18 protein-coding genes are annotated in these 18,313 nt (G+C 70.1%); 3 read left to right on the top strand and 15 right to left on the bottom strand.

Features of this window, described 5'->3' with window-relative positions:
• Positions 1-23: 23 nt before the first annotated feature.
• Positions 24-581 carry a 2OG-Fe(II) oxygenase gene (locus tag ABDW61_RS17635; protein WP_343640495.1) on the top strand — a complete coding sequence of 186 codons (558 nt, stop codon included), beginning with the start codon at positions 24-26 and terminating at the stop codon, positions 579-581.
• Positions 582-586: 5 nt separating this feature from the next.
• On the opposite strand, the gene metE is transcribed toward ABDW61_RS17635, so the two are convergent.
• On the bottom strand, positions 587-2,878 hold the full coding sequence (metE, locus tag ABDW61_RS17630; protein WP_343640494.1) for a 5-methyltetrahydropteroyltriglutamate--homocysteine S-methyltransferase: 2,292 nt from the start codon (positions 2,876-2,878) through the stop codon (positions 587-589).
• A 101-nt stretch (positions 2,879-2,979) separates the two neighbouring features.
• The gene (locus ABDW61_RS17625; RefSeq protein WP_343640492.1) at positions 2,980-3,906 is read right to left on the bottom strand and encodes a LysR family transcriptional regulator; all 927 of its coding nucleotides are present in this window, start codon (positions 3,904-3,906) and stop codon (positions 2,980-2,982) included.
• Between the two features lie 110 nt (positions 3,907-4,016).
• Here ABDW61_RS17625 and ABDW61_RS17620 point away from each other — a divergent pair, with 110 nt between their 5' ends.
• A complete protein-coding gene (locus ABDW61_RS17620) occupies positions 4,017-4,904 on the top strand; it encodes an MBL fold metallo-hydrolase (protein ID WP_343640490.1) in 888 nt (295 codons plus the stop codon).
• 229 nt (positions 4,905-5,133) lie between these two features.
• Positions 5,134-6,954: a rhamnogalacturonan lyase B N-terminal domain-containing protein gene (locus ABDW61_RS17615; RefSeq protein WP_343640488.1), complete on the top strand. Its 1,821-nt coding sequence runs from the start codon at positions 5,134-5,136 to the stop codon at positions 6,952-6,954.
• A 13-nt stretch (positions 6,955-6,967) separates the two neighbouring features.
• On the opposite strand, the gene ABDW61_RS17610 is transcribed toward ABDW61_RS17615, so the two are convergent.
• The 13 genes from ABDW61_RS17610 to ABDW61_RS17550 all read right to left on the bottom strand — a co-directional run bounded on the left by ABDW61_RS17610 (position 6,968) and on the right by ABDW61_RS17550 (position 18,307).
• Entirely contained in the window at positions 6,968-7,096 is a 129-nt protein-coding gene (locus ABDW61_RS17610) for a hypothetical protein (protein ID WP_343640487.1), read from the bottom strand.
• An 83-nt stretch (positions 7,097-7,179) separates the two neighbouring features.
• Complete coding sequence (locus ABDW61_RS17605; RefSeq protein ID WP_343640554.1) at positions 7,180-7,962, bottom strand: ATP-binding cassette domain-containing protein; 783 nt, start codon at positions 7,960-7,962, stop codon at positions 7,180-7,182.
• 140 nt (positions 7,963-8,102) lie between these two features.
• Complete coding sequence (gene ssuC / locus ABDW61_RS17600) at positions 8,103-8,897, bottom strand: aliphatic sulfonate ABC transporter permease SsuC (protein WP_343640485.1); 795 nt, start codon at positions 8,895-8,897, stop codon at positions 8,103-8,105.
• 1 nt (position 8,898) lies between these two features.
• Positions 8,899-10,080 (bottom strand): FMNH2-dependent alkanesulfonate monooxygenase, encoded by a 1,182-nt coding sequence (ssuD, locus tag ABDW61_RS17595; protein WP_343640483.1) that lies wholly within the window; start codon positions 10,078-10,080, stop codon positions 8,899-8,901.
• Between the two features lie 13 nt (positions 10,081-10,093).
• Positions 10,094-11,089: a sulfonate ABC transporter substrate-binding protein gene (locus ABDW61_RS17590; RefSeq protein ID WP_343640481.1), complete on the bottom strand. Its 996-nt coding sequence runs from the start codon at positions 11,087-11,089 to the stop codon at positions 10,094-10,096.
• 53 nt (positions 11,090-11,142) lie between these two features.
• Positions 11,143-11,736, bottom strand: coding sequence for an NADPH-dependent FMN reductase (ssuE, locus tag ABDW61_RS17585; protein WP_343640479.1), 594 nt, complete (start codon positions 11,734-11,736; stop codon positions 11,143-11,145).
• 90 nt (positions 11,737-11,826) lie between these two features.
• Positions 11,827-12,588 carry an ABC transporter ATP-binding protein gene (locus ABDW61_RS17580; RefSeq protein ID WP_343640477.1) on the bottom strand — a complete coding sequence of 254 codons (762 nt, stop codon included), beginning with the start codon at positions 12,586-12,588 and terminating at the stop codon, positions 11,827-11,829.
• On the bottom strand, positions 12,585-13,442 hold the full coding sequence (locus ABDW61_RS17575) for an ABC transporter permease (protein ID WP_343640475.1): 858 nt from the start codon (positions 13,440-13,442) through the stop codon (positions 12,585-12,587). The genes ABDW61_RS17580 and ABDW61_RS17575 overlap by 4 nt, the downstream gene beginning before the upstream one ends.
• A gap of 7 nt (positions 13,443-13,449) precedes the next feature.
• A complete protein-coding gene (locus ABDW61_RS17570; RefSeq protein ID WP_343640474.1) occupies positions 13,450-14,451 on the bottom strand; it encodes an aliphatic sulfonate ABC transporter substrate-binding protein in 1,002 nt (333 codons plus the stop codon).
• A complete protein-coding gene (locus ABDW61_RS17565) occupies positions 14,448-15,914 on the bottom strand; it encodes an LLM class flavin-dependent oxidoreductase (protein ID WP_343640473.1) in 1,467 nt (488 codons plus the stop codon). The genes ABDW61_RS17570 and ABDW61_RS17565 overlap by 4 nt, the downstream gene beginning before the upstream one ends.
• Positions 15,911-16,720, bottom strand: coding sequence for a MetQ/NlpA family ABC transporter substrate-binding protein (locus ABDW61_RS17560; protein WP_343640472.1), 810 nt, complete (start codon positions 16,718-16,720; stop codon positions 15,911-15,913). The genes ABDW61_RS17565 and ABDW61_RS17560 overlap by 4 nt, the downstream gene beginning before the upstream one ends.
• 74 nt (positions 16,721-16,794) lie before the next feature.
• Positions 16,795-17,469: a methionine ABC transporter permease gene (locus ABDW61_RS17555; protein WP_343640471.1), complete on the bottom strand. Its 675-nt coding sequence runs from the start codon at positions 17,467-17,469 to the stop codon at positions 16,795-16,797.
• A complete protein-coding gene (locus ABDW61_RS17550) occupies positions 17,462-18,307 on the bottom strand; it encodes a methionine ABC transporter ATP-binding protein (RefSeq protein ID WP_343640470.1) in 846 nt (281 codons plus the stop codon). The genes ABDW61_RS17555 and ABDW61_RS17550 overlap by 8 nt, the downstream gene beginning before the upstream one ends.
• Positions 18,308-18,313: the final 6 nt, after the last annotated feature.

Below are 18,313 nucleotides of genomic sequence, written 5' to 3'. Positions count from 1 at the left end.
GTTTCAGTGATCCTCCAGGGCCGATGAAGATTCATGCGCACAGTGATCGCGCGTTCAGCGTGACAGGCTTTCTCTCCGAGTCGGAGTGCAGGGAGCTCATCCAGATCGCCCAGCGGAACACCTTCGTGGCCGCAGCCGTTCGCACCGACCAGGGCGAACGATTCATGCAGACGATCCGCAACAACGACAAGGCCTTGGTCGAGCACCCCCACTGGGTCGAGCGCCTGTGGCAGGGCCTGCGCTCACTGCCGCTTCCGGTCGTCCACGGCGAAGAGGCCCTCGGGCTGCCGAGGGCCTTGCGCTTCTACCGGTACTCTCCCGGACAGCGCTTCAAGATGCACAAGGATGGACCTTGGCGAGAGGACGGGCGGGTCAGCAAACTGACCCTGCTCGTCTATCTGAACGACGATTTCCAGGGAGGTGCGACCGACTTCCGCGACTTCGTCGTCCAGCCCGAGACGGGCCAGGCCTTGCTCTTCCTCCATGACACCTGGCACGAAGGCTGCCAGGTGATCGAAGGACACAAGTACGTCTTGCGCTCCGACGTCATGTACGGCCCGGCCGCCCCTGCCTCGAACTGAGTCGATCAGACGCCCTGCCGCAAGGTCCTCGCCGCGGCCACCATGTTGGTCAGCGCCGGGATCACCTCGCCCCATTGACGGGTCTTCAGTCCGCAGTCCGGGTTCACCCACAGCCGCTCGGCCGGAATGCGCTGCGCCGCCTTCTTCATCAGGTCGACGATGTGCGCCTGCGTCGGGATGTTGGGCGAGTGGATGTCATACACGCCCGGCCCGATCTCGTTGGGGTAGTTGAAGCTGTCGAACGCATCCAGCAGCTCCATGTCCGAGCGCGAGGTCTCGATCGTGATCACGTCCGCGTCCATGTCCGCGATCGACGCGATGATGTCGTTGAACTCCGAGTAGCACATGTGCGTGTGGATCTGCGTCTCGTCCTTCACGCCGTTGGCCGTGATGCGGAAGCACTCGACGGCCCAGTCGAGATACTCCTTCCACTGCGCGCGCCGCAGCGGCAGGCCCTCGCGCAGCGCGGCCTCGTCGATCTGGATCACGCGCACGCCGGCCCGCTCCAGGTCCAGCACCTCCTGGCGGATCGCCAGCGCCAGCTGCCGGCACGACACCGACCGCGGCTGATCGTCACGCACGAAGGACCAGTTCAGGATCGTCACCGGGCCGGTCAGCATGCCCTTCATCGGCTTGCTCGTCAGCGACTGCGCGTACTGGATCCATTCGACCGTCATCGCCTTCGGGCGGCTGATGTCGCCGAACAGGATCGGCGGCTTGACGCAGCGCGAGCCGTAGCTCTGCACCCAGCCGAACTGGCTGAACGCGTAGCCATCGAGCTGCTCGCCGAAGTACTCGACCATGTCGTTGCGCTCGGCCTCGCCATGCACGAAGACGTCCAGCCCCAGCGCCTCCTGCTCCTCGACACTGCGCGCGATCTCGGCGCGCATCGCAGCGCGGTAGCCGGCCTCGTCGAGGCGCCCGGCCTTGTACTCGCTGCGGGCATGGCGGATCTCGCCGGTCTGCGGGAAGGAGCCGATCGTCGTCGTGGGGAAGGCCGGCAGCTTCAGCAGCGCGGCCTGCTTGGACGCGCGCACCGCATACGCGGTCTGGCGCTGTCCGAGCCTGGCATCGATCGCGGCGACGGCCGCCTTGACGGCGAGCTTGTTCACGCGCGGCGACTTGCGGCGAGCGGTCACCGCCTGACGATTGGCCGCCAGTTCCGCCTCGACCGAGACGCGGCCACCCTTCAGCGCCCGCGCCAGCACGTCGAGCTCCGCCAGCTTCTGCAGCGCGAAGGCGAGCCAGGACTTCACCTCGCCATCGAGCTTCTGCTCGCTCGCCAGGTCGACCGGCACATGCAGCAGCGAGCACGACGGCGCGATCCACAGGCGGTCGCCGAGCTGTTTCGCAACCGGCTCCAGCCAGTCGAGCACGCTGTCCAGATCGGACTTCCAGATGTTGCGGCCGTTGATGACGCCCAGCGAGACCACGCAGTCTTCCGGCAGCGCCGCGATGAGCGCAGCCACCTCGTCACGCGCATTGATCGCGTCCAGGTGCACGCCCTGCACCGGCAGGCCGGCGACCAGCGGCAGGTTCTCCTTGAGCTGGCCGAAGTAGGTGGCCAGCAGCAGCTTCACGCCGTTGCCCGACAGCGCCGCGTAGGCGGTCTGGAAGGCCTGATCCCATCCGGCCTCCAGCTCGGTGACGAGGATGGGCTCGTCGATCTGCACCCATTCGACGCCCTCCCCGGCCAGCGTCCTCAGCAACTCGGCGTACACGGGCAGTAGCTTCGGCAACAGGGCCAGCTTGTCCGATTCATCCTTGACCTTGCCGAGCGCCAGATAGGTCACCGGACCGACGATCACCGGCTTGGCCTTGACGCCTTGCGCCTTGGCTTCGGCCAGTTGCTCCAGCAGGCGCGAGGCGTCGAGCGAGAAGCTCGTCGCCGCGTCGAACTCCGGCACGATGAAGTGGTAGTTGGTGTCGAACCACTTGGTCATCTCGCCGGCCGCGACGCCGCCGCAGCACTGGGCGTGGGCCTCGGCGCTCTCGGCCGAGCGGCCCCGAGCGACGCGGAAGTAGTTGTCGAGCGGATCGCCATGGAAGTCGCGCACGCGCCGCGGCAGGTTGCCCAGCGTGAAGCTCATGTCCAGCACCTGGTCGTAGAACGAGAAATCGCCCACCGGCACCAGGTCCAGCGCCTGCTGATCGGCCCAATGCCGCGCGCGCAACCGCGCGCCCAGGGCCTTGAGTTCATCGCGGCCGCTCTGGCCTTTCCAGTAGGCCTCAAGGCCGAACTTCAATTCGCGCTTGGCGCCGATACGGGGGAAACCGAGGTTGTGGATCTTGGTCATGGGAAAGCGCTCTTTCGAGATGGGAACTGCGAAGGGCGCAAGCGTAGAAACTCAAGTCCATGAAGTAAAACGGTATTAATTCAAAATTTCATGAACCACATTCATGCGTGAATGAGCGACTGGGTCTCTCTGTCCCACGGCGCCACCTCCCCGCCAAACCGCTCCGCAAGGAACTCGATGAGCAGCCGCAGCGGCATCGGCTGATGGCGCCGTGACAGGTAGACAGCCTGGATGTCCAGCGGCTCGAGCGCGTATTCCGGCAGCACGCGCAGCAATGAGCCTTGCGCCAGGTCCTCGCCCACGAAGTAGGTCGGCAGCATGGCGATGCCCGCGCCGGCCAGTACGGCGGCGCGGATCACCGCCGTCTCGTTGGCCGTGATGGCCCCGCCCACCGGCACCGTCACCGCCTCGCCGCCGCGCAGCAGCCGGTACTCCGGCGCGAAGCCGGTGGTGTGGATCAGGCATTGGTGTCCGCGAAGATCGTCAGGCGTCTGCGGCGCGCTGGCGCGCGCGAGATAGGCCGGCGACGCGCAAAGCACCGAATGGCAGAGCGCGAGCCGGCGCGCCACCAGACCTTCATCGACGCGGTTGCTCAACCGGATCGCCAGATCGATGCGGTCCTGCACGAGATCGACCGTGCGATCGACCATCACCAGATCGATCTCGACCTTGGGATGCCGCTGCTGGAAGTCCACCATCGCTGCCGCCAGTTGGGCCGTCGCGAACGACGGCGACGAGGTCAGCCTCAGCCGCCCCTGTGCCTGCGCGGCGCCATGCCCCGCCTGGGCGACCACGTCCTCGGCCAGGCCCACCATCTCGCGGCAACTCGCCAGCGCGTGCTGTCCGGCGTCGGTCAGCGCCAGCCGGCGCGTCGTGCGATGCAGCAGCCTCGCGCCGAGCCAGTCCTCGAGCCCTTCGAGGTAGCGGCTGGCCATCGCGCGCGACATGTCCAGCGCCTCGGCCGCAGCGCTGACGCTGCCGCGGTCCACGATCTCCACGAACACCCGCATCGCGGTGAGACGGTCCATGATCTGCTCGATTCAGTAGACAAATATTCAATCAAAATGGAGTTTATCGACGATTGGGTAATCAATAGAGTTCTCTCCATGGCAGATCCCTGCCCTCACCGGAGAACCGAATGTCCCTCGTCCGCACCCTCACCCACGTGGCCGCCGTGACCACGCTGACCGTCACCGCCGCCTCCGCCGAGGCCCAGACCCCGCCGGCCCCGCTGAGCCTCCAGGTCTATCAAGCCGACGCTGACAGCTTCAACGTCAACTCGGTGCTGGTGACCGGGAAGACCGATGCCGTGCTGCTGGATGCCGGCTTCACGCGTGCCGACGCGCTGCGCATCGCGGCCATGGTCCTGGACAGCCACAAGACGCTCAAGACCATCTACATCAGCCAGCCCGACCCGGACTACTACTTCGGCATCGACGTGCTGAAGTCCTTCTTCCCGGAGGCCAAGGTCGTGGCCACCGCGCCGACGATCAGGAAGATCGAGGCGACACTGCCCGCCAAGCTCGCCTTCTGGCCGCCCAAGATGGGCGCCAATGCCCCCAAGGGGGTGAGCCTGCCCGAGCCGCTGACCGGCAACACGCTGACGCTGGAAGGCCAGACGCTGGAGATCCGCGGCCTGGATGACCGGCTGCCGCATCGCAGCTACGTGTGGATTCCGTCGATCAAGGCGGTGGTCGGCGGCGTCAACGTCTTCGCCGGCCTGCATGTCTGGACCGCCGACGCCGCCAGCCCCGAGGACCGCGCCGCCTGGTCGAAGAAGCTCAGCGACATCGCCGCGCTGCAGCCGGCGGTGGTGGTGCCGGGCCATTCGGCGCCGGGCTCGGCGCGGGATGTCTCGCAGGTGGCCTACACCCAGGCTTACCTGCAGCGCTGGGACGCGGAGCTGAAGAAGGCCAACAACAGCGCCGAGCTGATCGGCGCGATGAAGGCCGCTTATCCGAGCGCCGGCCTGGGCATCGCGCTGGACATCGGCGCCAAGGTCGCCAAGGGCGAGATGAAGTGGTGAGCGGGCAATCGACGGCGCCAGCGATGAACCGGGCCGACCTTCCCGCCAGGGCCGTCGTCTACGTGATGGACGCCTACTGCGGCTGGTGCTGGGGCATCGCGTTGTGATGGCGATCCGCGGTGAGGGAATCGAGAGGACAGCCCCCACGCCTGCCTCTGAGAATTTGCGCACCCCTGGCTGGTTCCGCTCGCCGCGGCGCGAGCACCGGCCGCGTTTCCCAGGAGCCCTCATGTCCCCCCTCAGGAACTGGCGCGCGCAGTTGGCGCGCCTAGCCCTCGTCACCGCCGCCGTGGCCGTGCCACATGCCGCGATGGCGGCCTTCAGCCTCACCACACGCTGGGACGGCGGTCACCCGTCCAAGGTCCAGTACGAGATCGACACCAACGCCGGCCTCGTCCTCAAGATCCGCGCTTATGAGACCGGCGCCCACACGCAGTCCGCCGGCGACATCTCCAGCCTGGTCTTCAATGGCGTGCAGTACCAGGACCAGACGCGCGGCTCGCAACTGAACTCCGGATTCCACGGGCTCTACAGCAATGCCCCGGGCGTGAGCGTCTCGGCCGAGATGCTCTCCGCCGCCGGCATCGCGCAGCCCGCCTCGACGGCGCAGAACGGCACGCTCGGCGGCGGCGAGTACATCAAGGTCACGGTGACCAGCCGCAGCGCCAAGGGCGGCGTCCTCAAGCACTACTACCTGATCAAGTCGGGCGAGCCTCGTGTCTACATGGCCACCTATTTCACCGAGGAGCCCGACACGCTGGGGATGGTCCGCTACATCGTGCGCGTGCCCATCGGCGCGTTGCCCAATGGCCCCAGCGCCGGCGTGCCCGGCGGGCTGGCGTCCAACGACAGCTGGCCGCAGGACCGCCGCGGCGCCGACAAGGCCGTCGAGGCCAGAGACGTCTTCGGCTTCCCCAGCAGCAGCCGCTGGGCCGGCCAGACCCGTTCCAAGCACTACGCCAACATGCGGCTCAAGGACTGGACCTACTTCGGCGGCCGCAATCGCGGCGGCACCGCCGGTCTCTGGATCCATCGCGACAGCCAGGAAGGCGGCTCGGGCGGTCCGTTCTATCGGTCGCTGCTGAACCAGATCACGACCGAAGACAACGAGCTGACCTACATCGTCAACTACGGCGAGAGCCAGACCGAGCCCTTCCGTCTCGGCGTGCTCGACACCTACACGCTGATGTTCACCGACGGCAGCGCGCCCGCCGCGCCGGACACGCGCTGGTTCTCGCTGATGGGCATGCAGGGCTACGTGCCGGCGTCGGGACGCGGCGGCGTCTGCGGCATGGCGTTGAGCGGCACGGTGCCGGGCTATGACTACACCGTGGGGTTCTCGAATCACCTCGCGCAGTACTGGGCCACGGCCGACATGGCGCATCAGGGCGCGTTCCGCGCCACCGGCATGCTGCCCGGCTCCTATGTGATGACGGTCTACAAGAACGAGCTGGCGGTCGCCAAGACGCAGGTCCAGGTCACCGCGGGCGACGTCACCTCGCTGCACGCGGTCGCGATCGACGAGGACCCGGAAGCCGATACGCCGGTCTGGCGCATCGGCCGCTGGGATGGCGCGCCGACGGAGCTGCTGAACGGCGCCAAGGTGACGGTGATGCACCCCTCCGACGTGCGCATGGCCGATTGGTCGCCCGGCGTCTTCACCGTCGGCAGCTCGGAGGCGAGCAGCTTTCCCGCGTATCTCTGGCGTGACGTGAACGACCGGCAGATCGTGCGCTTCAACCTCAGCCGCGCCCAGCTGCGCGATGCCACGCTGCGCATCGGCATCACGACGGCCTTCGCCCACGGCCGCCCGGCGATCGAAGTCAACGGCTGGTCGTCGAGCATCCCGGCCGCCTCGGAGCAGCCCACGACGCGCTCGTTGACGGTGGGAACCTATCGCGGCAACAACAAGACCTTCACGTTCGCCATTCCCGCGAGCGCGCTGGTCGCGGGCACCAACACGCTGACGATCAAGGTCGCGGGCGGCAGCCCGTCGACGGGGTACCTGAGCCCCTCGTTCTCGATCGACGCGATCGACTTCCTGGAGTAACGCGGGCCCGGGCTCATCCAGCGCCACGTGCGAGCGCCTGCACGCACAGCGCTTCGCTCAAGTCCCAGGGCCCGTCCGCCAGGCCCTCGTCCAGCGCCTGCGTCCGCGTCTGCGGCCGCTGCACCTTGCGCTTGAGCGGCACAGAAGGCTGCGCGAGGCCTTCGGCGGTTGAGAGCCCCCCAGCCCCTCCCTGCCGAAGGCCCGCGCAACACCTGGTGCGGGCGGCTACACCGCCCAGCGCAGCATCGGGGCCGGCACCGGCTCCACGAGGCGCGCCTTGGATTCCTCGGGCTCACGGCCCGGCGTGCTCAGCACGCGGTCGAGCAGGCGCTGCTCCAGCGCCGCGAAGGCCGCGTCGCGGCGCCTCGGACGCGGCAGATCCACGCGCAGGTCGAGCGCCAGCCGGCCGTCCTCGATCAGCAGCACGCGGTCAGCCAGCGCCACCGCCTCGGCGACGTCGTGCGTCACCAGCAGCGCCGTGAAGCGATGCCGCGTCCACAGCGTCTCGATCAGGCGCTGCATGTCGATGCGCGTCAGCGCATCCAGCGCGCCGAGCGGCTCGTCCAGCAACAGCAGCCGCGGCGCATGCACCAGCGCCCGCGCCAGCGCCACGCGTTGCCGCTGGCCGCCGGACAGGCGCGCCGGCCATTCGCCCGCGCGATCCGCCAGCCCCACCTGCGCGAGCGCCTCGCGCGCCTGCGCATCGGCCGTTGCGCCGTCGAGTCCGAGCGCCACGTTGTCGAGCACCCGCGCCCACGGCAGCAGCCGCGCGTCCTGGAACATGAAGCGCGCGTGCGCCGCAGGGCCCGCGTGGAGCGCCCCCTGGCTCGGCGACTCGAGCCCGGCCAGCAACCTCAGCAGCGTGCTCTTGCCGCAGCCGCTGCGGCCGATGATGGCGACGAACTCGCCCGGCGCGATGCGCAGGTCAATGCCCTGCAGCACCGCCCGATCGCCGAAGGCCTTGCCCAAACCATCCAGCGCCACCGCCTGCCCGCCGCGAGGCGGCACGGCGACGGCGTTCTCGCGCTGCAGCGCCGCGGAACGATCGTCCCTCGCGGCGTCCTGCCGGGCGTCCTGCCGGGCGTCCTGCTGGGAGTCCTGCTGGGAGTCTTGCCACTCGGACAGCACATCGATCTCGGTCACGCTCATCATGTCTGGTACCCCGGATGCCAGCGCAGCCAGGCGCGCTCCAGCGCCTGCGCCGCGACGTCGGCGAGCTTGCCCAGCAGCGCGTAGACCAGGATGCCCACCAGCACCACGTCCGTCTGCAGGAACTCGCGCGCATTCATCGTCATGTAGCCGATGCCGCTCTGCGCCGAGATGGTCTCGGCCACGATCAGCAGCACCCACATCAGCCCCAGCGAGAAGCGCAGCCCGACCAGGATCGAGGCCGTCGCCCCCGGCAGGATGACCTGGCGGTACAGCGCCCAGCCGCTCAGGCCGTAGGAGCGCGCCATCTCGATCAGGTCGCGGTCCACGCCGCGGATGCCGTGGAAGGTGTTCAGGTAGACCGGGAAGAACACGCCCAGCGCGACCAGGAACAGCTTGGCCGTCTCGTCGATGCCGAACCACAGGATCACCAGCGGGATCAGCGCCAGCGGCGGGATGTTGCGCAGCATCTGCAGCGTGGTGTCGAACGCGGTCTCCGCCCAGCGCTGCGAGCCGGTCAACAACCCCAGCAGCAGACCGAGCCCGCCCCCCACCGCGAAGCCGAGGAAGGCGCGTCCGGTGCTCACCGCCAGGTGCCGCCACAGCTCGCCGGAGAGCGCCAGCTCCCAGGCCGCCCGGGCCACCGCCGAGGGCGCGGGCAGCACCCGCGTCGACAGCCAGCCGGCCTGCGCGCTGAGCTGCCACAGCGCCAGCACCGCCAGCGGCACGAGCCACGGCACCAGCGCGTCGAGCGCGCGCCGCCCTGCGGCCCCCTTGATCGCGGCGGCCGCCATGTCAGCTCGCGGACGCCAGCTTGAGCTGGCCCGGCACATAGCTGTTGGCGACGATCTCGCCGAACGGCCCGGTGAGCTTGGGCGCGCTCAGCTTCTCGCGGACGTCCAGCGGCAGCAGCGGGAACACCAGCTCCGCGAAGCGATAGGCCTCTTCCAGATGCGGATAGCCGCTGAGCACGAAGTACTCCAGCCCCAGCGCCGCGTATTCCTGGATGCGATCGGCCACCTGCTGCGGATTGCCGACCAGCGCCGTGCCGGCGCCGCCGCGCACCAGGCCCACACCGGCCCACAGGTTGGGCGAGATCTCCAGCCCGCTGCGGATGTCGTCCTTGTTGAACCGGCCCTGGTGGAGCTCGGCCATGCGGCGCTGCCCCACCGAATCCATCGCGGCGAACTTGGCCTGGGCCGCGGCGATGACGTTGTCGTCGAGGTGCTTCACCAGCTCGCCCGCGGCGGCCCACGCCGCTTCCTCGGTCTCGCGCACGATGACGTGCAGGCGGATGCCGTACTCCAGGCGCCGCCCCTTGGCCTCGGCGCGCTGCCGCACTTCGCCGAGCTTCTCGGCCACGGCGGCGGGCGGCTCGCCCCAGGTCAGATAGGTGTCGACCTGCTCGGCCGCCAGCTCGATCGCCGGCGCCGACGACCCGCCGAAGAACACCGGCGGATAGGGCCGGCTCACCGGCGGGTACAGCAGCTTGCCGCCCTTCACCCGCAGCTGGTCGCCGTCGAAGTCGATCGCCTCGCCGTCATGGCTGGCGCGCAGCACCTCGCGCCAGATCGAGAGGAACTCGGTCGACAGCGCGTAGCGCTCCTCGTGCGGCAGGAACAGCCCATCGCCGGCGAGCTCGTCGGGGTCGCCGCCGGTGACCAGGTTGACCAGCAGCCGGCCGCCCGAGAGCCGGTCCAGCGTCGCCGCCATCCGCGCCGATTGCACCGGCTGCACCAGCCCGGGCCGCAGCGCGACCAGGAACTTCAAGCGCCGCGTCGCCTCGATGAGGCTGGCCGCGACGATCCAGCTGTCCTCGCAGCTGCGTCCGGTGGGCAGCAGCACGCCTTCGTAGCCGAGGCTGTCGGCCGCGATCGCGACCTGGCGGTAGTAGTCGAAGTCCGCGACGCGCGCGCCCTTGGCGGTGCCGAGATACCGCGAATCGCCGTGCGTGGGGATGAACCAGAGGATCTTCATGGCCGGGTCTCCCTCACTTCGCGGCGGTGCGGACCGACTTCGGCAGCGCGTCGGCGATGCGGATCGGCTTGGGGATCAGCTTCAGCGCGTGGAAGGCATCGGCGATCTTCTGCTGTTCGGCCGCGATGGCCGGCGTGATCGGCTGGATGCCGTAGGCGAAGCGGCCCGCCGCGAGCTCGGTCGTCGCGGCGTCCAGCCCGATCTGCGGCCCCAGCAGCGCAGCCACCGCCTGCGTGTTGCCCTCGGCCCAGCGGTCCAGTCTGGCCAGCTCGTCGACGATCGCCTGCACGACCTGCGGATGCTTCTCCGCGTAGCCGCGCGCGGCCAGATAGAACTGATGATTCGCGACGACGCCCTTGCCATCGGCGATCACGCGCGCGCCAAGCTGGCGCTGCGCCGCGGCCAGGAACGGATCCCAGATCACCCAGGCGTCGACGGCGCCGCGCTCGAAGGCGGCGCGAGCATCGGCCGGCGGCAGGTAGACGACCTGGATGTCGGTGTACTTCAGGCCCTGCTTCTCCAGCAGCTTGACCAGCAGGTAATGGACGTTGGAGCCCTTGTTCAGCGCGATCTTCCTGCCCTTCAGATCGGCCAGCGACTGGATCGGCGAGTCCTTCTGCACGACCAGCGCCTCCGCGGCCGGCGCAGACGGCTGGTTGGCCACGTAGACCAGATCCGCCCCGGCGGCCTGCGCGAAGATTGGCGGCGCCTCGCCAACGGTGCCGAAGTCGAGCGAGCCCACGTTCAGGCCCTCCAGCAGTTGCGGCCCGGCGGGGAACTCGGTCCACTTCACCGTGATGCCCAGCGGCGCCAGGCGCTTCTCCAGATCGCCCTTGGCCTTGAGGACCGTCAGCGTGCCGTACTTCTGGAAGCCGATGCGGAGCTCGGCGGGATTGGCTGGGGCCTGCGCGAGCGCGGCGCCGGCATGCAGGCCGAGCGTCGCGCCCAGCGCGGCGGAGAGCGTGGCGGCGCGGATCAGCGCCGCCCGGCGATCGAGGAAGAGCTTCATGAGGAGGTCGCGGAGTGGGAGGAAGGGGGAAGAGCGACGGACGGTGCCGGCGCTCAGAGGACCAGCGCGGGACGTGCAAGCGGGGCCAGGGGCGCGGCGCGCTCGGGGGCCGGCACGCGGTCGAGCACCTGCGACGCGCCGGCCAGCAGACGGCGTGCGATGTCGTCGCCGACGCGGTACTCGCCGGCGGCGTCCTTGACGATCTGCGCGTCGCTCGCATAGACGCCATCGATGTGCGAGCGCGCCCCGAGCGCGGACAGCACCGGCAGCAGGCCGTAGTCCAGTGCCAGCAGATGCGCGAGGCTGCCACCCGTCGCGAGCGTCCACACGGTCTTGCCGGCCAGCCCGTCCTGAGGCAGCAGATCGAGGAAGACCTTCAGCAGCCCGCTGTAGGCCGCCTTGTAGATGGGGGTCGCCAGGACCACGACGCGCGCCTCGGCCACCGCGGCCAAGGCGCCGCGGATGGCGGGATCGTCGACATCCGCGTGCAGCAGCGACGCCGCCGGCAGCTCGCGCAGGCGCAGGGCGCGGGTGCCCAGGCCGTGGTGGTGGAGCTTCTCGGCGGCGGCGCCGAGCAGCGCGCCGGAGCGGGAGTGCAGGCTCGGACTCGCGGCGAGGAGGAGGACGGGAGAAGCGGTGGCGGTCATGGCGGGGGTTGAAGCAGGAACGGATCCATTCTGCGAATCAACCCCCCTCTCATGAACGAAGCAGAACGCCGATGGATAGGCGTAAAACGGCTATCCCACCGACTCCAGGGCCGACAGGACCCGGCTGCGCAGCGCGGAGACCTCGGCGCTGCCTCGGCCTCGCGGATGACGCAGGGCCACGCCGATCTCCCGCACGATGCGTCCGGGCGCCGAGCCCAGCACCAGCACCCGGTCGCCGAGCAGCACGGCCTCCTCGATGTCGTGCGTCACCAGCAGCAGGCTGGTGCCATGCGCGCGGGCCACGTCGCGCACCAGGTCCTGCAGCCGCATCCGCGTGAACGCGTCTAGCGCCGAGAACGGCTCGTCCAGCAGCAGCACCCGTGGCCGCGTGTACAGCGCGCGGGCGATCGCGGCGCGCTGCGCCTGGCCGCCCGAGAGCTGCCGGGGCAGCGCCTGCCCAAGATCGCCGAGCCCGACTTCGCGCAGCAGCGTCGCCACCCACGCCTCGTCATGCCCCTGGCCGAGATCGAAGCCGACGTTCTCGGCCACCGTCAGCCACGGGAACAGCCGCGGCTCCTGGAACACGACGCCGATGTCGCGGTCCGGCCCGCGCCGCGCGCGCCCGTCCAGACGCACCTCGCCGTCGAAGTCCGGATCGAGCCCCGCCACGATGCGCAGCAGCGTGCTCTTGCCGCAGCCGCTCGCACCGACCACGCCGAGCACCTCGCCCGGCACCAGCTCGAAGCGGACGTCCTGCAACACCGGTGGCCGCTCTCCGGCCTGCCCCTGGATCGCGTGAACCGCTTCGCGCGCGAAACGCTTCTCCCGCACCGTCACCGTCAGCAGGCTCATGCCGCCCCTCCAAAGCTGTCGCGCCAATGCAGCGCGCGCCGCTCCAGCGCCGCCATGCCGCCATCGCTGAGCTTGCCCAGCAGGGCCAGCAGCACGATCGCCGCCAGCACCAGGTCGGCGCGCCCGGTCTCCCGCCCATCCGTGAGCAGGTAGCCCAGCCCGCGGCTCGCCGCGATGAGCTCGGCCGCCACCATGAACATCCACGCCAGGCTCAGCCCGTTGCGCAGCCCCGTGAGCAGCGCCGGCAGCGCGGCCGGCAGCAGCACGCGCCGCGCCAGCGCCACGCGCCCCAGCCCGCGCAGCCGGGCCACCTCCACCAGCTTGCGGTCGACGTCCCGGAAGCCCGAGGCCACGCCCATGTAGACCGGGAAGAAGGCGCCAATCGCGATGAGGGCCACCTTCGACGCTTCATCGATGCCCAGCCACAGCAGCAGCAAGGGCACCCAGGCGAGCGAGGGAATCGCGCGCAGCGCCTGGAAGCTCGGCGTCAGCACGGCGGCCGCCGTCGCCGACAGCCCCACGAGCGCGCCGAACAGCACCGCCAGCGCCGCGCCAAGCGCGAAGCCGGCCGCCACCCGCAGCGAGCTGGCGAGCACATGCTGAGCGAGCTGGCCGTCCCGCACCATCCGCGCCAGCGCGAGGGCCACCTCGCTGGGCGCCGGCAGCAGATGCGGCGCGATCCAGCCCAGACGCACGGCCGCCTCGATCAGCGCCAGCGCCGCGAGCGGCGGCAGCGCGCCAAGCAGCCACGCGGGCCAGCGCCAGGACGGCGCGCCGGACAGCGCCGGCTGCTCCGGCAACACCGGCCCCAGCGAGGCGATCGCCCGCGCGATCAGATCAGGATCCGCGCTCATGGTCCGCTCATGCCTTGATCAGCCCATTCGCGAAGCGCGTGTCGACCAGCTCCGCGATCGTGCGGTTCAGGTCGACGCCGGGCCGCACCAGTTGCTCGGCGCTCAGGATCGGCGCCGCGGCCTGCAGCGCCTTCACATGCTCGTCCGAGGGCTGCGGATGCGAGAAGTCGGTGCGCAACTTCACCTGCAGCAGCGCCACCGGCAGGCTCACCCTGGCCTCTTCGGACAGGATCCTCGCGGCCTCGGACGGATTCGCCAGCGTCCATGCCCGCGCGCGCTCGTAGGCCGCGATCACGCGGCGCACGACCTGCGGATGGCGGGTCAGGAACTCCTCGCGCACGTTGAGGAAGCCATAGGTGTTGAAGCCGACGTTGCGATACAGCAGCCGCGAGCCCGCGTCGAGCTCGCTCGCCGCCATCAGCGGGTCGAGCCCGGCCCAGGCGTCCACGCGGCCCTGCTCCAGCGCGGCGCGGCCATCGGCGTGCTGGAGCGCCACGTGCTCGATGTCGGCGCGTTGAAGGCCGGCCGTGTGCAGCGCGCGCAGCAGGAACAGATACGGGTCGGTGCCCTTGGTCGCGGCCACCTTGCGGCCCTTCAGGTCCGCCAGTGAGCGGATGCCCGAGTCGCCGCGCACGACCAGCGCGGTCCATTCCGGCCTGGAGAAGATGTAGGGCGCGCGGATCGGATTGCCGTTCGCGCGCGCCAGCAGCGCCGCCAGGCCGGCGGTCGATCCGACGTCGATGCTGCCGGCATTCAGGTACTCCAGCGCCCGGTTGCTGCCGGCGCTCAACACCCATCGCACCGGAATGCCGTCCTTGCCGAGGTCCTCCTCCAGCCAGCCGAAGCGGCGCAGCACCAGGCTGGTCGGCGAGTAATAGGCGTAGTCGAGCCGCAGCTCCTTGGGCGCGCCCGCGCCCTGCGCGCGCGCCGGGCCCGCGGCCAGGCCGGCGGCGATGCCAAGTCCGAGGGCGAGCGCCTCACGGCGCGTCGGAGAAGTCTCACGGGTCATGCAACAGGCTCCGTCAAGGGAATGGTCAGTGAGGGCAAGGAGGCATCGACGGGGCCGCCCAGGCGCACCTGCCGACCCGCGTGATTCGCGGGCAGCCGGTCGCCGCGATCGAAGAGCCGGGCCCGCAGCGTCCGCGCGGCCGTGTCGTCATCGGCGCCCTGCCCCTGCCCGGGCCGGTAGCGTCCGCGCCGCCGCAGCTCCGGCACCACGAGATCGACGACGTCGCGGAAAGTCTCGTGCGCCAGCGCGTAGGCGAGGTTGAATCCATCCAGGCCCGTGGCGTCCTGCCACGCGATCAGCTGATCCGCGATCTCCGCCGGATCGCCAACGAACACCGGTCCGCGCCCGCCCAGGCCGATGAACGCGGCCGCCTCGCCCACCGTCCAGCGCCGCGTCGGATCCGCGCTGCTGAACGAGGCCAACGCCGTGCGGCCCGCCTGCGTGTCGAGATAGTCGATCGTCGCGTCGAGCGGATATCGGCTGAAGTCCACGCCGGTCCAGCCCGACAGCAGCGTCAGCGCCGCCTCGATGTCGACGTGCCGCTTCAGGTCCTCATGCTTGGCATGCGCCTGGGCGCTCGTCGCCGCGGTCACGATCAAGGCCTGGCCGTAGACGAGCACGTCATCGCGCGAGCGGCCGGCCTCGGCCGCCGCGGCGCGCAGGCCGTCGACATAGCCCTTCACCACCGCGACGCTGGGCCCGCTGACGAAGACGCACTCGGCGTGGCGGCCCGCGAAGGCCCGGCCGCGGCTCGAGGTGCCGGCCTGGAACAGCACCGGCGTGCGCTGCGGCGAGGGCTCGCACAGATGCACGCCAGGCACGCGGTAGTGCTCCCCGCGGTGGCCGATCGCATGCACCTTGGCCGGATCGGCGAACACGCGGCCGGTCTTGTCGCGCTTCACCGCGCCGTCCTCCCAGCTGAGCTCCCACAACTTGTAGACGACGTCCAGGTACTCGTCGGCCAGGTCGTAGCGCTCGTCGTGCGCGCGCTGCGCGTCGTGGCCCAGGTTGCGCGCCGCGCTGTCGAGGTAGCCGGTCACGATGTTCCAGCCAACACGGCCGCGCGTCAGGTGGTCCAGCGTCGACATCCGCCGCGCGAAGCTGTACGGCGGCTCGTAGGTCAGCGCCGCCGTCACGCCAAAGCCCAGGTGCCTGGTGACCGCCGCCATCAGCGGCACCAGCGCGAGCGGGTCGTTCAGCGGCACCTGCACCGCATGGCGCAGCGCCGCGTCGGGCGTGCCGCCGTGCACGTCGTACACGCCGAGCACGTCGGCCAGGAAGACGCTGTCGAAGCCGCCGCGTTCCAGCAGGCGCGCCAGCTCGATCCAGTAATCGGGATCGGTGTAGCGGTGCGACTCATCGCGCGGATGCGTCCACAGCCCCGGCGACTGATGGCCCACCGTGTTCATCGCGAAGGCGTTGAAGCGCACGGGCTTGGGCGCCCTCGCCCCGGCGGCGCTCATTGCAGGAACGCCGGCCGGGCGTAGCCGGGGAACTTCTGGTCCAGCACCGTCTTGAACTCCGGGGCGCGGAACGCGTCGGCAAGCGCCTGCGTCCAGGGCTGCGCGCGGTCCTTGCCCTTCACCGCCAGCACCAGCATGTAGTGATCCGGCGTCTTCTCCAGCAGCAGCGCGTCGGTCAGCTTGAGCCCGCTCGAGATCGCGAAGTTGCCGTTGACGATCGCGTACTCCGCGTCGTCGAGCGTGCGCGGGATCTGCGCCGCCTCGATCGGCTGGAGCTTCAGATGCAGCGGGTTGCTGGCGATGTCCTTCTCGGTGACCCGGATAGCGTCGGCGCCGGGCTTGAGCGTCAGCAGCTTCTGATCAGCCAGCAGCGCCAGCCCGTGCGCGAGGTTGGCCGGATCGTTGGCCAGCGTGATGCGGTCGCCGGGCTTGACCTCGGCCAGGCTCTTGCGCTTCTTCGAATAGATGCCGAACGGCGCCATCGGCCCCTGCACCACGTCCACGATGTCGAGGCCGCGGTCCTCGCGGAAGCGGTTCAGGTAGGTGATGTGCTGGAAGAAGTTGGCGTCGAGCGCGCCCTGCGCCAGCGCGATGTTGGGCTGCACGTAGTCGTTGAACTCGACCAGCTTGACCTTGTAGCCGCGCTTCTCCAGCAGCGGCTTGATGCCGAGCCTCAGCACCTCGATGTTGGAGCCGGCGGTGGCGCCGATCGTGAGTTCCTTCTTGTCCTGCGCGTGAACGGCGGGCGCGGACAGCGCGGCGGCGGACAGCGCCAGGGTGAGCAGCGCGCGGCGGGCAATGGTCATGGGGGTCCTTGAGGTCCGGAGGAAGGGAAAGCGGGAAGCTGGAAGCGGAAAGGGAAGCTGCCGGCGCTCGCGGCTCAGCGCTTGTCGAGCCGCCGCGCGATCCGGTGCCCGGTGAACTGGATCAGCTGCACGAGCGCGACGAGGATCGCGACGGTGAGCACCATCACGTCGGTCTGGAAGCGGTAATAGCCGTAGCGGATCGCGAGGTCGCCGATGCCGCCGCCACCGACGACGCCAGCCACCGCCGAATAGGACAGGAAGCTGATCGCCAGCACCGTGAGCGCGCCCACCAGTCCGGCGCGCGCCTCGCGCACCAGCACGCGCAGCACGATCTGCGTCTCGGACGCGCCCATCGCCTGGGCCGCCTCGATGACGCCGCGCGGCACCTCGCGCAGGCACTGCTCCACCAGGCGCGCGAAGTACGGGATCGCCGCGAAGGACAGCGGCACCGCGGCGGCCAGCGGACCGATCGAGGTGCCGGCCACCACGCGCGTCAGCGGCACCAGCGCCACCAGCAGGATGATGAAGGGGAAGCTGCGCACGGTGTTCACCACCGCATCGATCAGGCGATGCGCGATCGCCGCTCCACGGTGGCCCGACAGCGACTGGCCAGGACTCAGCAGGAACAGCAGCACGCCCAGCGGACCGCCGAGCAACACCGCCGCGCTCAGTCCGATGCCCAGCATCAGCGCGGTCTGGCCCAGCGCGAGTCCGATCTCGGGCAACAGCTCGACAAGGTTTTCAAGCATGGCGGACCTCGCGGCGTCCGATGGAGGCGATGACCTGCGAGGTCTCGCGCGCCGAGGCCTCCAGCGCCGCCAGCCGCGCGGCCTGCTGCTGCAGCCGCACCAGTTCAAGCCCCAGCGGCGAGCGCGCGTGGCGCGAGGCGTCGGCGACGTCGAAGGTCTCGACCAGGCGGCCTTGCGCGATGACCGCGGCGCGCCGGCACAGCGTCTGCACCACCTCCAGCTCATGCGTGACGATCACGATCGTGACGCCGAGCCGCGCGTTGATGCCGGCCAGCGTCGCGAGCAGCTCGCGCGTGGTTTCCGCGTCGAGCGCGGACGTCGGCTCGTCGCACAGCAGCACGTCGGGCTGCGGCGCCAGCGCCCGCGCGATCGCCACGCGCTGCTTCTGGCCGCCGCTGAGCTGCGCCGGATGGTGGTCCGCCTTGTCGGCCAGGCCGACCAGCGACAGGCATTCCTCGACCCGCTCGGCGATCTCGCGCCGCGAGCGGCCCGCATGCAGCCGCAGCGGGAACGCGACGTTCTCGGCCGCCGTGGCGTTCTGCAGCAGATTGAACTGCTGGAAGATCATGCCCAGCCGCTGACGCTCGCGGCGCAGTTCGGCCGGATTCATCGCGGTCAGGTCCCTGCCCCCCACCTGGACGCGGCCCGCATCGGGCCGCTCGAGCAGGTTGATCAGCCGCAGCAGCGTGGACTTTCCCGCGCCGCTCTTGCCGATCAGGCCGAGGATCTCGCCCGCCTGCACCGACAGGCTGAGCTCGCTCACCGCGTCGAAGCGGCCGCAGCCGGGCAGCGCGAAGGACTTGGAAACACCGTCGAGGCGGATCAGCGGATCGCTCATCTGTCC

Origin of the sequence: Roseateles sp., assembly GCF_039595595.1 — a bacterium.
Taxonomy (GTDB): Bacteria; Pseudomonadota; Gammaproteobacteria; order Burkholderiales; family Burkholderiaceae_C; genus Roseateles.
Note: the sequence above shows the minus strand (reverse complement) of the source record. Positions and strands in the feature narration are given on the sequence as shown.